Genomic DNA, 15610 nt, shown 5'->3' on the forward strand with positions numbered 1-15610 from the left:
CCGCGGGCAACCTTTCCGCGCGGCAAGGCCACAAGCTGTCATGTCCATCCCCTCACACCGGCGTCCCGCCTCCCGCCGAAGCCGGAAGGCCCTGGCCGCCGGCCTCACGTCCGCGGCGGTCCTGGTCGGCGCCGGTCTCCTCGGTTTCGGCCAGCCCTGGGCGAACGCCGCCGCGAACGTCAGCTTCGACACCGGCACCGGCCTGGCGTTCACGATCAACGGCGCCAACGGCAACATGACGTCGCTGAAACACGACGGCACCGAGCTGACCGCCTCCGGGTACGCCGCCGGCCAGTTCGAGTCCGGCTGGCCGTCCGCGACGGTGACCAGCAAGACGTTCAACAGCGGCAGCTCAATCCTGGTGAGCGTGGCGAACACGTCGATCGGCGTGACCCAGTACTACTTCGCCAGGAAGAACGACAACACGGTCTACATGGCGACGAACATCAGCAAGGCGCTGAACCCGGGTGAGGCCCGATTCATCGCCCGGCTCAAGCCGTCGGTGCTGACCACCTCACCGGCCGCCGCCAAGACCGGCGGGTTCACCACCACGGTCGAGGGCTCGGACGTCTTCGCGAACGCGTCAGGGCGGACCGCGTCGAAGTTCTACAGCTCGCAGCGACTCATCGCACAGCAGCCGTTCGGCGCGAGCGGCAACGGGCACGGCGCGTACATCCTGCCCGCGTACACCGACATGACCTCGGGCGGCCCGTTCTTCCGCGACATCGAGGTCAACGACACCGGCGGCGCCGTGAACATCACCCACTACATGTTCAGCGGCCACCAGCAGACCGAGGCGCTGCGGCTGGGCCTGCACGGGCCGTACGCCCTCGCCCTCACCGACGGCTCCGCGCCCACCGCCCGCAGCATGGACTTCCTGGCGGCGTACCTGCCCGGCATGCTCTCCAACGCGCAGCGTGGAGGCGTCTCCGGCACCGCGTCCGGCACGTGGAACGGCCTGAAGGCCACCGTCGCGCTGGCCGGCCCCACCGGGCAGTACTGGGGGCAGGTGAAGAGCGGCAAGTTCGTTATCGGGCACGTCAAGCCCGGGACCTACACCGCGACGTTGTACGCCGGTGAGCTGGCCGTCGGCGCCACCAAGTCGATCATCGTGACCGCCGGCGCGACCACGTCCTTGGCGATGACCGGCAACGTCCCGGCGGCCGGAACGCTCTTCCAGCTCGGCACGTTCGACGGCACGCCGGCCGGCTTCCTCAACGCCGACAAGATCGAGACGATGCACCCGTCGGACAGCCGGATGGCGGCGTGGAAGGCGAGCGGCTACAGCGTGGCGAACGGGGCCGCCAAGTTCCCGATGGCCGCGTTCAAGTCGGTCAACTCGCCGGCCGCCCTGAACTTCAGCCTCACCTCGGTCCCGGCGAACGGTGTCAAACTACGCATCGCCACCACGTCCAGTTTCGCCGGTGGCCGTCCCGCGGTTGCGATCGGCAGCTACGCGTCCCCGGCGAGCGCGTCCCCGGCGCCCACCAACCTGAACTCCCGCAACGTCACCCGCGGCACCTGGCGCGGCATCAACACCACCTACACCTACACGATCCCGGCGAACGCCCTGAAGACCGGCACGAACACCCTGTCGATCTCCGTGGTGAGCGGCAGCAGCGGAGAGACGTTCCTCAGCCCGAACTTCATCTTCGACGCGCTGGCTCTCGACCCGGCCTGATCGGCACCGGCGGTGGGCGGGGGCGCTGCGCGGCGCTCCCAGCCACCGTCCGCATCGGACGTCAGAGATCGAACTCGCCGTCGTTGACGCCGCCGGTGAAGGCATCCCACTCCGCCCTGGTGAAGAACAGGATGGTGGCGGGGTCCTTCGAGTTGCGCATCGCCGCGCCGCCGTCGGGCAGACGGGCGATCTCCACGTACTCCCCGCTCGGCTCCCCCGACCGCAGCCACTCGGCCGCCCCGGCATCGAACGTCTTCGCGTAGGTCTTCTCGCTCACTACGCAACTTTCCCACCGTCGGGTGTGGAGGCACCGGACCAGGCGTCCGCCGGCATCCCCACGAGAAAGAACGCGCCGCGAGGGTCGGGACGACCTCTCGCGGCGCGTTCGGCCCGGTGTTACTTGCTGAGGTAGAAGTACTGGTACGGGCTGTAGGAGGTGTAGTTGATGTTGTCACCGGAGACGTTGGTGCGGTACGCCGCGCGCACCCGGAACTTGTAACCGCCCCAGCCGCTGGACACCAGGTCGACCTGGGCCTTGCCGGCCGAGTTCAGGTTGACCATGATGTCGCCCCAGGCCTGCCACTTGCCCTGGTACCAGAAGTCGGCACGCAGGTAGGCCGCCCGGTTCGGGTACCACGGCATCGAAGCCGTGATCAGCGGGTTGACGTTCTTCTTGTAGTGCTTGTAGCCGACCCCGCCGATGTTCGCGGTCTTGTAGTGCTTGGTCAGCGTCGTCGAGACCGGCACCTGGGTGTAGACGACCGAGGTGGCGGCGCGGTTGGCGAAGACGGCGTCACCGGCGAAGACCACCTGGACCGCGGTGTTGCGGGAGACCTTCAGCGACACCGTGGCGAGGCCCGCGTTGGTGACGGTGACCCGCTTGAGCAGACGGCGGCCCTGGTCGGTGCCGTACGGGTCGGCCCAGAACTCCACCACCCGGTTCTTGTACGCGGTGGTCAGCTTCGCCGTGAACGTCGCGGTCGCGCCGTACCCGTACACCTTGCCGTTGTTGTTGATCGTCAGACCGGGAGTGGCCCGGGCGACGTCGACGGTCTTCCAGGCGACGACCGGCGCGTGCCCGGCGTCACCGGCGTAGGCGACCTTGTAGTAGACCTTGCCACCGGCCGGCGGCACGTCGGTGAACCACAGCACCCCGTCCGCGTTGATCGTCCGGGTGCCGATCACCTTGCCCTTGGGCGACTCGACGTCGACCCGGCTGACCGTCACCGGAGTGCCGGCCGGCAGCGCCACCGACGCCTTCAGCGAGCCGGTGACCAGCAGCGACTTGGCACGGGGCGCCGTCGCCGGGCCGGCCAGGGTGAGCGTCGGCTGGTTCAGCTGCGGCTGGTCGTAGACCCGCAGGGTGTGCTGGTCGTACGAGTTGACCGAGATGCCGAAGACCCGGCTGCCACCCGGCTCCCAGGCCACTGCCTGCGCGGTGAACCCGTCGCTGGCGCTGGTGTTCCCGGTGTTCGGCAGGTCGTACTGACGGATCAGCGCACCCGCGCCGGGAGTGAAGGTGGACAGGTCGGGGCCGTACCACTGGTCGGCCGCGGCGGCGATGACGCCGTTGCCGGACAGGTCGATGCCGACGCCGGAATGTGCCCACATCTGCCCCAGCTGGGCCTGGTCGGACACCCGGTAAGCGGTCAGGATGCTGCCGTTCAGCGTGACGTACTGCTGGCCGTCCGCGCTCAGGGCCAGGTCGGTCAGCTGGCTCTCGTCGCTCGCCCGCCGCGACACCGGCTTCGCGGTGCCGTCGGAGACGTCGAAGACGACATGGTCGCCCCGGCCGATGGCCAGCAGCCGGCCGGACGCGGAGGTCTCCAGCTGCGGCGCCCGGAAGAGCCATTCCCCCTCGGCCGGGGTGACCACCGGAGCGCCCCCGGCCCCGGGGATCTCCAGCGAGGCCAGCTTTCCGCCGCCGGAGCTCTCGGCGTGCCCGAACCAGACCTTCCCACCGGCGACGGCGACGTAGTACGGCGTGATGTCGCCACCGAGGTCGTACTCGGCGATGAGCTCCAGCGTCGACGGCTTAAGCGCGACGATCTTGTGGGAGTTCGGCAGCGCGGCATAGAGAGCCGACGAGTCAGGCGCCAGGGCGAGATCGAAGACATCGGACAGGGCGTACTTGCCGAGCGCGGCGCCGTTGTAGCCGATGGCCACGATCTGCGCGCTGCTCTTGTCGTAGAAGAAGAGGCGCTTGTTGACGCCATCGGCGATGAGGTCGCTCGCCGACTTCGCGGCGATGGTGATGCCCTGGTCGGCACGGGCCGGCGAGGCGCCGGCCAGGACCACGGACGAGGCCAGCATTGCGGCCGCGGTGGCGGCCGCAATCGTGGTGCGCATGTGGACGTTCCCCCGTACTCGGTGAAGACCGCTGATCCGCCACAGACACCGCGCATCGACATGCACGGATGGCGTCTCGCGCAGCTTAAGCGAATCGGTGAGCTTTGTTGATCATCCGAAAGGATGAGTCGCACCCGGTACGTCGCAACGTCACCGTTTCTCCCCTTCACCCCTGCCAGAAGGCCGGATGATCGGTCATGCGCCGGTGCAGCGTCTCGGCATAGAGGTCGATCTCCCGGTTCAGCAGCTCCGCCGTCGCCGGGTCCAGCTCGATGCCGGCCGGTTGCGGCAACTGCGCCGCCAGCCACTGATGCCGCCGCCCCGCCGGCGGATGGCTGGCCAGCAGGGAGGCGCCGGTCCGGATGGTGAGCTGCCGGAGCACCGGGAGGCCGCCGGCCTGCTGCTCACGGAAGACGCCGATCAGCCGGCGCCACGTCACCCCGGCCTCACCCTTGGGGACCCACGGCTGAATACGCTCGACGATCAGATCCGCCATCGCCATCACGTCCATCGCCGACAGTGCCGCCGCCGAGCCGGCCGCGCGGGCCGACATCGCGTCCGCCCGCAACTCCACCCGGCGCTGGTCGCCCGCGGCCAGCGCCGCCAGCCAGGTGTGCACCGACGCGAACACCAGCGACAGCAGGCCGCGTACCATTTGCATCAGTAGGTAGTACAGCGACAGGATGCCCATCCCGATGTCCATCGCCCGCGGGCGGAACATCGCCGACAACCGTCCGAACGCGGTCCGGGCCGGCTGGGTGAGCAGCGCCCGGGTGCTGTCCTCGTACTTCAGGTGACCCAGCTCATGGCCGATCAGCGCGACGATCTCCTGCGGGCTCAGCGCCAGCAGCAACGGCACACCCAGCGTCAGCACACTCGTGCGGCGCAACCCGACCACCGCCACACCGGCGTTCGCCTGGTAGTCGATCAGGATCCGGTCCGGCGCCGGGGCGTCGACCTCGGCCGCGATCTCGGCGACCAGCCGGTGCAGGGTGGGCGCGTGGCGCGGGTCCACGATGTACGTCCGATCGTCCAGCAGACTCCGGAACCGGCCCAGCCGCGGCCGGAACACCCAGGCCAGAATCACCAGAAGCAGGCCGCCCAGCTTGGGGAACAGCATGTCGCCCCAGATCAGCAGCCCGACCCCGAACCCACCGACGACCAGGTCAACGAGCACGATCAAACCAGAGACGAAAACCAGGGTTCGGTACGCCCGGCGCGTCCCCTCCTCGCCGGCCTCCGACACGGCCAGCCGGCGGTGCGCCTGGAACCCGGCCCGCCGGTCCAGCGTCAGGATCCGCCGCCAGAACCAGCTCAGGTCCGCATCCGCCGGGAAGGCGTCCAGGTTCCACTCGCAGGCCCCGCACCACGGCTCGGTGTGCGGCAGCACGGTTAGCGTTTCGGAGCACTGCGGGCAGCCGTCCGCAGTCGTGATCGACATGTTTACCCATCTCGCCGTCGGACCGGAGAAAACGAACCGCGAGGGTCGCCATGACCCTCGCGGTTCGTGCCCTGCCCGGTGTTACTTGTCGATGTAGAGGTACTGGTAAGGCGTGTAGGACGCGTAGTTGTACTGATCGCCGGAAGTACGCGGGCCGTAACCGGGGCGGTACCCGGCGAGGACCCGGAGACGCATCCCGGCGTACTTGGCCGTGTCCACGCCGTACCAGGTACGGCCGCCGGCGTTCAGCATCGCGGAGGCTTCGGCAGCCGTCTGCCACTTGCCCTGGTGGTAGTACTCGGTACGCACATACGCCGATCGCGACATGGATGCGGGCATCGTCACCGTCAGAAGCGGCTGGACGTTCTTCCGGTACTGCTTGAAGTCGACGCCACCGATTTTCGCGATCCGGTAGTTCCTGGTCACCTCCAGCGAGACGGGCACCTTCGTCGACACGACCGACTTCACGGTCCGGGGCGCGTACCGGGCGTCGCCGCTGAAGTGCGCCCGCACCACGGAGTTACGGGACAACTTCACCGCGGCCGTGGCGTTCCCCCGGCTGTCGACCCGGACGTGGCTGTGCAGGCGGTTGGGCAGATCACCGCCGTCCGGTTGGACCCAGAACTGCACGTACCGGTTCTTGTACGTGGTCCCGAGGTGAGCGGTGAACGTCGCTGTGCCGTACTCGAACACCTTGCCGTTGTTGTTCAAGGTCAGGACCGGCGTCACCTGCGAGACCCGGACCGTCTTCCACGCCTCTGCCGGCGCATGCGTGGCGTCACCGGCGTAGGCGATCCGGTACCGGACCGGACCCCCGGCCGGCGGCGCGTCGGTGAACGACACGAGCCCGCGTTCCCTGGTCCTCCGGATGCCGAGCGACACTCCGGCCGGCGACTCGATGTCGAACCGGGTGACGGTCACCGGCGTCCCGATCGGCAGCGCCAGCGTGCTCTTCAGCGTTCCGGTGAAGAACAGGGAGGACGTTCGCTCGGCTGTCGACGGACCGCTCAGAGTCACCGCGACGCGCTGCCGCAGAGGCCAGTCGATGGTGTGCAGGCGGGGCAACTCGCTGTCGAAAACGTCCCGGTCACCGACTACGAACAACTGGCTGCCACCGGGCTCCCAGGCCAGTGTGGTCACACCGAGGGGAGGGATCTTGTATTCGACGCTCGGCGTGTCGGTTCCGGCGGCGAAGGTGCGCACATGGAAACCGTCCTCGAAGTAGCCGCTCACAGCGATGGCCCCGTCCTTGGCGACGGCGAGATGGGTTGCGGACTCACCCCCGGGCAGAACCCGTACGTCGGAGTGGTCGGACACCCGCCGCTCCCGGAGCGGAGCGCCCTCAGGGGCGACCAGGTACCGTTCGCCGTCCGGCATGATCGCCACGTCGGACGAGTGGGTCCAATCGGTGGCCTGCCGACGGGACAGCACCTCCGGGGTTCCGGCGCTGACATCGAACGAGGCGTACTCGGCGCTGGTCGCCACGACCAGCCGGCCGGAGGCACTGGCCACCAGCTTGGGCCGACCGTAATCAGAATCGTCGGTCTTCGGCCAATCGCCGGCGTCCGGGAGCAGGCGGGACACCGGCGTGCCCCCGGTCAGGTCGAGGACCCCCAGTTCGGCGTTCTTGCCGTCGTGGTGGGCGAACCACACGCGCTTACCGACGACCGCCAGGCTGTACGGCTCGATGTCGGGACCGAGGTCGTATTCGGCGGCGACCTTCATGGTCGCCGGATTCAAGGCGACGATCTTGCGAACCCTCGGCAACGAGACATACAGGACCGAGGCGTCGGGCGCCAAGGCGATGTCCTCCGGGTACGCATTGCCGCCGCCAGGATCGGCGGCCTTGATGGTGAAGGCGTCGAACAGGCCCCCTCGCGCACCGCCATAGCTGATGGCCACGATGTTGTTGCGGTCGCGGAAGTACATTCTCTTGCGAGCGCTGTCGGGAACGATGTCGTTCACGATGTACGCGTCGATGGGCACGGTCGAGTCGGCGTGGGCCGGCGAGGCGCCGCCCACGGCCAGAAACGACCCGAGCATGGCCGCCACGGTGGCGGCCGCAATCCTGATACGCATTGTCACGTTCCCCCGTCGGTAACTGGATGCGCTGGAGAGGGACCGCTCCGAAGAGCGGCCCCCGTGCTCGATCGAGAATCAGTTGGTGAGGGTGAAGTACTTCCAGGCGCCCTGGGTGTTGGCGTTCAGGCTGTCGCCGGAGGTGCCGATGATGTACTCGGCCCGCACCCGGAACATGCTTCCGGCCTTGGCAGCGGTGGTGAACGTGAAGGACGCCTTGCCCGCCGTGGTGAGCTTCGTGTCCCGGGCCGACCACAGCTGCCACTTGCCGCCCGACCAGATCTGGACGACGCTGCGGACCTTCCGGTTCGGCGCGGCGGTCATGGTCTGGTTGACGACCGGGCTCACCGACTTCCGGAAATACTGGTACGAGACGCCACCGATCTTCGCGGTCTTGTAGTGCTTGGTCAGCGTCGTGCTCGCGGCGACCCCGGTCCACAGGCTGACGGAACGGCTGACCGGGAGATGCACCGCGTCCCCGGTGAACTTGACGGTCACCACGGTGTTCCGGGTGACCGGGACGGACGCGAGCATCTTGCCGTTGCTGTAGACGACCGCGCGCTTGATCAGGCGAGGGGCCTGGTCGTTGCCGGCCGGGTCGGCCCAGAACTCGACGATCCGGTTCGAATAGGTCGCGCCGAGCGTGGCGGTGAAGTTCACCGTCGACCCGTAGGCCCGGACACCGCCGGCCGGAGAGGCTACGAGCGCGAGTGCGGGCTGCGCCTTCTCGACGATGACAGCCCGGCCTTCGGCGGCCGGCTTGAGGAGGTCGTTGCCGGCGAATCGCACCAGGTAGTCGATGTGGCCGCTGAACGGCGGCTTGTCGACGATGGAGAAAGACCCCGACGCGCCCGTCTTCACCGTTCCGATCACCACGTTGCTACCTGTGCCGGGGGAGGACCGGTTGACGGTCAGCTGGGTTCCCACCGGGATGGCACTGGTCGAGGTGAGGGTTCCGGTCAGCGTGACACCTTTGGCCCACGTGGTGCTGTACGGCAGGTTCAGCTGGATCTGCGTATCCCGCGGACCGGCGCTGCTCTGCGTGGGCTGCGCGCTGGGTGACGACTTCGTCGGGTCAGGCTCGACCGGGTCCGCATCGTTCACCGTGTAGAGCCAGTAGTTCTCGTCGCCGTCGCCGTCGCCGACGGCGAAGAGACGCGAGCCGCCGGGCTCCCAGGCGAGGCTGCGATTCACCACCCAAGGTGGGTTGTAACTGCCGGAAACAGTCGGCAGTGTGAAAGTCGACTCAGCGTCAGTGGCTCCCGGCTGGAAGACGTGGATCTGTTCACGTCCACTGCTCGACCTGGACGCGAGCGCGACCCTGCCGTCTGAGGCCACGTCTACCGCTCCGACCGGCGCGAGGCCAGGGTAGGCGGAAGTTCTCGTCCCGTCAGAAAGCGCGATCCGGTTGGACCCTGAGTAGTCGGCCTGGATCAGTTCGGCGCCATCACCGGAGAATGCCACGTCGTAGTTGGTCTTGTGTGGCACCTTAGTCACAAGCTTGAGGCTCGCGACACCGGACGAAACGTCGTAGACGACGGACTCGCCGCTGGTGGTCGCAATGTCGCTCAGCACGACCAGGCCCGGCGCACCCGCACCTGTGGCGATCGCGAGGGAGGAATAGAGCCTGAGGCCGTCAGCGACGGCATCGTGAACCTCGACCTCGTCGGTGGTCAGATCCACCGAGCCGATACTGCCGTTCGAGTTGATCACCGTAGAGAACCAGATTTTGCCGTTGATCGGGCCGACGACATCCGAGATCGCAACGGTGTCACCGACCGGGTAACGGTCCGCCACCTTCAGCGTGTCGGCCGCGAGCGCGACGATCTCGTGCGTTCGGCTGACCGCGGCGTAGAGAGTGCTCGAGTCGGCCGAGAGCAACAGGCCGTTCACACCGGCGAACCCGCTCGCTTCGCTGACTCCATGACCCTGGTAGTTCGTCGAGACGATCTTCCCGGAAGTCGGGTCACTCACGAAGACGCGCTTGTGCACCGAGTCGACGGCGATGTCGCCGAACGACTTGATGGGAAGTTTCTCGTCGGTGTCGGCGGAGGCGGTGCCGATGGATACGGCGAAGCCGACGGCGGTGGCGCCGGCCAGCACCGTGGCCGCCAGCGCGGCCCTGGATATGCGCATGTGAAACCCCGTGTGATCAATGCGGGAGATCCGCCAAGGAATCCTATGGGCGCACCGTGAGCGCACAGATCAACCGAACGGACGAGTCGAAACGGCATCGTCCCGACGCACACTTCGATGACCTTGAATTCTGTGGAATGCCTGGGAGATTCCTGGGGTACCCCCGTGAGCAACATCACGGCAATGGAGGAGCGTCCATGGCGCATGACCTCGGGTCCCCAGCCCCGGCCTCCGGGTCTGGAACCATCCGCAGTCTCATCCCGGCACGGATCGACCGGCTCAGCTGGTCGCCGTTTCACACCCGCATCATCCTGGCGCTCGGCACCGCCTGGGTCCTGGACGGACTCGAGATCACCGTGGCCAGCGCCGTCGGTCCCGTGCTCGCTCAGGAGGAGACACTCGCACTGAGTTCGACGCAGGTCGGCCTGATCGCCACGGTCTACCTGCTCGGTGAGGTGTTCGGCGCGCTGTTCTTCGGCCGGCTCTCCGACGCGCTGGGCCGCAAGAACCTCTTCATCGTCACCCTCGCCGTCTACCTCGGCGGCAACGCGCTCACGGCCCTGACCTGGGGTAACGGCCCAGCCGCCCTGGTCTTCCTGTACTTGACGAGATTCATAGCCGGCGCCGGTATCGGCGGCGAGTACGCGGCCATCAACTCGGCGATCGACGAGATGATGCCGGCGAAGTACCGCGGGCGGGTGGACATCGGCGTGAACGGCACCTACTGGGGTGGCGCGATCATCGGCACGCTCGGCACGTACATCCTGCTCAACAACGTTGAACTGAACTGGGCGTGGCGGATCGGCTTCCTGATCGGCCCGGTCATCGGCCTGGCGATCTGGGGTCTGCGGCGGCACCTGCCGGAGAGCCCGCGCTGGCTGGTCATGCACGGCCGGGAGGCGGAGGCCGAGGAGAACATCGCCCGGATCGAGCGGGCCGCGGAGGCTTCCGGGCAGACCCTGGCGCCGCTGGACGACTCGAAGGCGATCGAGATCCGGCCGACCCAGCCACACGGATACCTGTCGTTGCTGCGCGTGCTGTTCAAGGTCTATCCGGCCCGGTCGACGCTCGGCGCGACCCTGATGATCACGCAGTCGTTCCTCTACAACGCGATCTTCTTCACCTACACCATGGTGCTGACCAAGTTCTTCGGGGTGGACGAGAAGGCCGCGCCGTTGTACCTGGTGGCGTTCGCGGTCGGGAACCTGATCGGTCCGCTGACCATCGGCCGGCTGTTCGACACGATCGGCCGGCGCAAGATGATCTCCGGAACGTATCTGCTGTCCGGTGTGCTGCTGGCGATCACGGCCGTGCTCTTCCAGCAGGGCATGCTCAACGCGATCACACAGACGATCGCATGGAGTGTCATCTTCTTCTTCGCCTCGGCGGGCGCCAGCTCGGCCTACCTGACGGTCAGCGAGATCTTCCCGCTGGAGATCCGGGCGCAGGCCATCGCGGTGTTCTTCGCGATCGCCCAGTGCTTCGGCGCGATCGGCCCGGTCTTCTACGGCGCGCTGATCGGCGAGGGCGAGGACCCGAACAAGCTGTTCATCGGTTTCCTGATCGGCGCCGGCGTGATGGCGGTCGGCGGCATCGTGGAGGCGTTCCTCGGCATCGACGCCGAGGGCAAGTCGCTGGAGGACGTCGCGACCCCGCTCTCCGCGGTGACCTCCCGCCCCCGCGCCACCGGCTGACCGAAATCAGACCAAGCCGGCGATGCCGGCGACGGCGGCGGCCTCGGTCCTGCTGGAGACGTGCAGTTTCCGTAGCAGGGCCGCGGTCAGTCGTTTGACCGTACGGTCCGAGACGTGCAGCAACCCGGCGATCTCGCTGGTCGACGACCCGTTGGCGATCAGCCGCAGCAGCCGCCGGTCGCTCTCGTCGAGCTGGGCCGCCGCCGGGTGGACGGCCTGCCGCCCGTTCTGGTCGACCAGCCCGGCGAGCAGCTGCACGGGCACCACCGCCCAGCCTTCCAGAGCGGCGAGCAGCGGCGGGATCAGCTCCTCGCCGCGCGGCAGCACCCCGGACGCGCCGGCCCGCAGCACGTCGACGGTGGCCGGGGCGTCCTCCCCCGCGAGCACCAGGATCCGGGCCTGCGGCGCGGCGGCGCGGGCCGCCATGACCGCCGGCAGGCCGGCCGGTGGCCGCAGGTCCACCAGGATCAACTCCGGTACGGCTTCCCGAACCACCCGTGCCACATCTGTGCCGTCGGTCGCCCCGGACACGGCTGCCCGTCCCCGGGTGGCCTCCGGGAGTGACTGCTCCAGACCACGTACCAGGGTGGCGTGGCCGGAGACGACGACGATCCTGATCCCGTTCCGCATGGGGCCGGGATGCCCGCCCTGCGGCAGATCATGCCTCGGATCGTGGAAACTCCGTTCCGGCCCACCCGGGACGGGGACGATCAGCGAGGATTCGCCGCCACGAAACCGGCGATGTAGTCGTCCAGGCGGTTTTCCGGGCTCCAGCCGAGCCCGTTCGCCTTGGTGGTGTCGGCCTGGCCGCGGACCCGCTCGCCGCGCCGGGCCGGAATCAGCGTGTGGCCGGCGCCGAACATCTCGGCGACCTTGGCGAGCGGCCACTCGCAGCCGGTGCCGAGCAGGTATCCGTCGCCGGAGCCGCTGCGGGCGACCAGCACCAGGCCGCGGACGATGTCGTCGATGTGGGTGAAGTCGCGGGTCTGGGTGCCGGGCGAGACGACGGTCAGCCGTTCACCCGCGAGGTACTGCCGCTCGAAGATCCCGATCACCGTGGCGTACTTGCCGTCGGCGATCTGGCCGGGCCCGTACACGTTGTAGAAGTAGGCGATCGCGTAGTCCAGGCCGAACCAGTTCGAGTAGTTCTTGATGTACTCGATGTTCTTGGCCTTGGTCCACGCGTACGGGTTGAGGTTCTCGTCGTCGCCGTCGTTGCCGAACTTCGAGCTGGACCCGGCGTAGATCAGCTTCGCCCCGTGCCCGGCCGTGAACTTGACCACCTCTTTGGTGCCGAGGAGGTTGAAGTCCCAGGTCAGGTCGTGATCCTCGAAGGACTGCGGGATGCGCGAGTACTCCCCGAGGTGGAAGACCATCTCGGGCGCGGGGAGACCGCGGCCGGCCCAGATCTTGGCGATGTCGGCGGTGGAACCGTCGACGTACGTCACCCGGGGATCGTTGACGTGGTTCTCCGGCGTGCCGGTGAAGTAGTTGTCCAGCGAGATCACGGACGCGTCCGGGAAGTCGTTCAGCAGCGACTTGATCAAGGCGCTGCCGACGAATCCGGCGCCACCGGTGACCAGCAGTGTTCGGCTCAACGTACTTCCCATCTTCCGGTCCTCACAGCGCCGACCAGGCTACCCAAGCAATCCCGGCCAGAACCAATCGCTCATACCGGTATTACTTGGCGCGGCCGTGGCGACACTCTGTGGTCACCACGGCCGGGTGACACCGGGACTACCAGGGGGGCGGGGGCGGGGGTGCGACGACCGGCGGGCGGTCGTCGCACGTGATGACGTTCGGGAGGTACGGCGTGAGCCAGCCGCCGGGGTCGGTGAGGCCGAACCCGGAGCCGCTCGGCGGGAACCCGAAAGGAAGCCGCACCCCCTGCGCGGGCGCTCAGCGCCCCGGTGCCCGTACCGTCGATCCTGATGTCCTTGAATCCGATGTTCCTGATCGAGTGGAGGTCCTTCACCGGCCAGTCGGCGACCATCATGATCACGTTGTAGGTGTTGTCGAGGTAGTGGTCGCCGGTCACCTGGACGTCCGCGGCGATGTCACCCTGCAGGGCGAACATCCAGAGCGCGCCGGGACGCACTGGCATTCGGTGATTCACCAGTCCGGATGCAGCAGGTCCGCCCGCGGGTCGTTCGTGAACGGGTACTGGTTGTAGAGCCAGGAGTACTCCGAGGTCAACGTCATGGTGCGGGTGCCGTGCCGGGTGCCCCCGGACAGCGGCGCGGTCAGGCTCCATCAACCATCGATGACCGGCACGTTGAACGGCGTCACCACCTGCACCGCCGACGGCTGGGAGCGGATCGCCCCCGGCAGCGCGCCGTGCGAGCGCAGGATCGCCCGGCAGGCGTGCCGCAGGTCGGCCCGCAGATCCTGGTGCAGCACGGCCGAGATCCGGCCGGCCCGCAACAGCTCGGCGTTCTCGCTGTCCAGACCGTGCGCCACGAACACGTCGTGATTGCGCCGCTCGGCCGTGAAGGCCGCCAGCACCGCGGCGGTCCCCCCGGTCCCGGCGGAGTAGACGGCGCGGATCGACGGGTTCGCCGCCAGGATCGCCCGGACCGGCCCGCTGTCCGCGCTGCCGCTGGTGAGCAGCCGCCGGGCGGGCAGCACCGACCGGAACCCCTCCTCCCGCGGCCCCCGCCCGTTGATCAGCAGCACGTCGCCGGCCCGGTCCGCGAGCAGCCGGTCCACCAGGTACGCCGCGGTCGCCCCGGATCCGAAGTCGTCCACCCCGACGTGCGCGATCCGTTTGCCGGCCGGCAGGTCGTGGTTGAGGGTCACCACCGGGACGGTGAGCCGGGCCGCCGCCTCGGTGACCTCCGGATCCGGCGGCGCCAGCACGATCAGGCCGTGCGAGCGGGCCTCGTCGACCCGGTCCAGCGCGCCTGCCGGGTCGTCGGTGTGCTGCACCCGGGTCCGGACGGCCAGTGGCGCGAGGTCGGGGATCTCGGCGTCCAGCGCGGCCCGGACCGCGGCGGCGAACCGGCGGGAGGTCCGCAGCACCACGTCGATCACCAGGTCCCGGCCGGTGCCCGGCTGCTCCCGGTCCAGGTCGGCGATCGCCTGGTGCACCGCGCGGGCGGTGCTCTCCCGAACCCCTCCGCGCCGGTGCAGCACCCGGTCCACGGTGGCCTGACTGAGGCCGGCCCGCGCGGCGATCTCCCGGATCGGATACGGGTGCTTCACGCCGTACAGGATGAGGGGTTCCTGAGGCCCTATGGAAGGTTCTTGATGGGTTCTCGCCCCTTTCGCGTGACGCATTGAACCCGCGTTACGCTCCGCTCGTGCGCGTGATTTCCCGCAAGAACGAGAACGGTGTCGAGGTCTACGACGCCGCGATGACCCTGGTCCGGACGTTTCCGGTGCCGCCGCGCAGCACCTACCGGGAGCCCGGCAGCGAGGGCCACGCGGTCACCCGGTCACTCGACCGGCTGATCTACGCGACCGACCGCGCGGTCCTGCGGGTGGATCCGGACGGGCGCGAGGAGTGGCGTTTCGATCTCGGCGAGCGCGGGCCGAAGGCGGGGGTCGCCTACACCGACGTCGCGCTGTCCCACGACGAGACGCTGGTCTGGGCCTACCTGCCGAACGCGATGGCGGACCGGGGCCGCGCCGACGAGTGGATCGTGCTGGACGCCGCGACCGGTGAGCCGCGGGCCCGCCACGAGCTGCCGACCACCGGCCACAGCGGCGAACACTTCCCGCTGCGTGACGGCCGGATGTTGCTGGAGGTGGGCGAGGGGCAGGACGGTCTGCGGATCTACCTGGCCGGCCCCTCCGGCGAACCGCACGACTTCGGGTGGGACGACCGCTCCCTGATCTCGGTGGCGCCGGACGAGTCGCGGTTCATGACCGTCGCCCACGACCAGGAGGACCTGCGGATCCACGAGCTGCCCGGCGGCGAGACCCGGCTGCGGCTCACCGTGGCCGATTTCGGGTTCGACCCGGACGACGAGGTCTACGTCGAGTGGAGCGGCGGCTATCTCGACGCGGAGGTCCTGATCGCGGTGATCACCGGGCTGAACGACGAGGGCGAGGAGGAGTGGTGGCGGCACTACCGCGTCGATGCCCGCACCGGTGAGGTCCTCGGCGAGATGGCCATCACCACCATCGATCAATACGACCTGACGCCGCTCGGTGACGGCACCTTTCTCATCACCGACACCGACGGAACGCTACGTCGGATGTGATCATGAAACGGACGGGCTAAGC

At 68.5% G+C, this 15610-nt stretch carries 11 protein-coding genes; 3 read left to right on the plus strand and 8 right to left on the minus strand.

The annotated features are described in order from the left end of the window. Positions 1-40 precede the first annotated feature (40 nt). Positions 41-1681, plus strand: coding sequence for a rhamnogalacturonan lyase B N-terminal domain-containing protein (locus ACZ3II_RS09955; RefSeq protein WP_465517215.1), 1641 nt, complete (start codon positions 41-43; stop codon positions 1679-1681). 61 nt (positions 1682-1742) lie between these two features. On the opposite strand, the gene ACZ3II_RS09960 is transcribed toward ACZ3II_RS09955, so the two are convergent. The 5 genes from ACZ3II_RS09960 to ACZ3II_RS09980 form a co-directional block, all read right to left on the minus strand. Then, a complete protein-coding gene (locus ACZ3II_RS09960) occupies positions 1743-1958 on the minus strand; it encodes a DUF397 domain-containing protein (protein ID WP_465517216.1) in 216 nt (71 codons plus the stop codon). Between the two features lie 119 nt (positions 1959-2077). After that, the gene (locus ACZ3II_RS09965) at positions 2078-4030 is read right to left on the minus strand and encodes a hypothetical protein (protein ID WP_465517217.1); all 1953 of its coding nucleotides are present in this window, start codon (positions 4028-4030) and stop codon (positions 2078-2080) included. A gap of 166 nt (positions 4031-4196) precedes the next feature. Then, the gene (locus ACZ3II_RS09970) at positions 4197-5471 is read right to left on the minus strand and encodes a M48 family metallopeptidase (protein ID WP_465517218.1); all 1275 of its coding nucleotides are present in this window, start codon (positions 5469-5471) and stop codon (positions 4197-4199) included. An 81-nt stretch (positions 5472-5552) separates the two neighbouring features. Then, complete coding sequence (locus ACZ3II_RS09975) at positions 5553-7550, minus strand: NHL repeat-containing protein (RefSeq protein WP_465517219.1); 1998 nt, start codon at positions 7548-7550, stop codon at positions 5553-5555. 78 nt (positions 7551-7628) lie between these two features. Beyond that, positions 7629-9653: a hypothetical protein gene (locus ACZ3II_RS09980; RefSeq protein ID WP_465517220.1), complete on the minus strand. Its 2025-nt coding sequence runs from the start codon at positions 9651-9653 to the stop codon at positions 7629-7631. A 230-nt stretch (positions 9654-9883) separates the two neighbouring features. Between ACZ3II_RS09980 and ACZ3II_RS09985 the strand changes: the two genes are divergently transcribed. Continuing rightward, the gene (locus ACZ3II_RS09985; RefSeq protein ID WP_465517221.1) at positions 9884-11380 is read left to right on the plus strand and encodes an MFS transporter; all 1497 of its coding nucleotides are present in this window, start codon (positions 9884-9886) and stop codon (positions 11378-11380) included. A 6-nt stretch (positions 11381-11386) separates the two neighbouring features. Here ACZ3II_RS09985 and ACZ3II_RS09990 read toward each other — a convergent pair whose 3' ends face one another. From ACZ3II_RS09990 to ACZ3II_RS10000, 3 genes are all read right to left on the minus strand, one after another. After that, the gene (locus ACZ3II_RS09990) at positions 11387-12010 is read right to left on the minus strand and encodes a LuxR C-terminal-related transcriptional regulator (protein WP_465517222.1); all 624 of its coding nucleotides are present in this window, start codon (positions 12008-12010) and stop codon (positions 11387-11389) included. A gap of 80 nt (positions 12011-12090) precedes the next feature. Beyond that, a complete protein-coding gene (locus ACZ3II_RS09995) occupies positions 12091-12990 on the minus strand; it encodes an NAD-dependent epimerase/dehydratase family protein (RefSeq protein WP_465517223.1) in 900 nt (299 codons plus the stop codon). Positions 12991-13633: 643 nt separating this feature from the next. Beyond that, complete coding sequence (locus ACZ3II_RS10000) at positions 13634-14584, minus strand: LacI family DNA-binding transcriptional regulator (RefSeq protein WP_465517224.1); 951 nt, start codon at positions 14582-14584, stop codon at positions 13634-13636. A gap of 98 nt (positions 14585-14682) precedes the next feature. On the opposite strand from ACZ3II_RS10000, the gene ACZ3II_RS10005 reads away from it, so the two are divergent. Next, positions 14683-15588, plus strand: a complete 906-nt coding sequence (locus ACZ3II_RS10005) for a hypothetical protein (RefSeq protein WP_465517225.1) — start codon at positions 14683-14685, stop codon at positions 15586-15588. Positions 15589-15610 lie beyond the last annotated feature (22 nt).

Source organism: Actinoplanes sp. NPDC019969, from assembly GCF_055562375.1.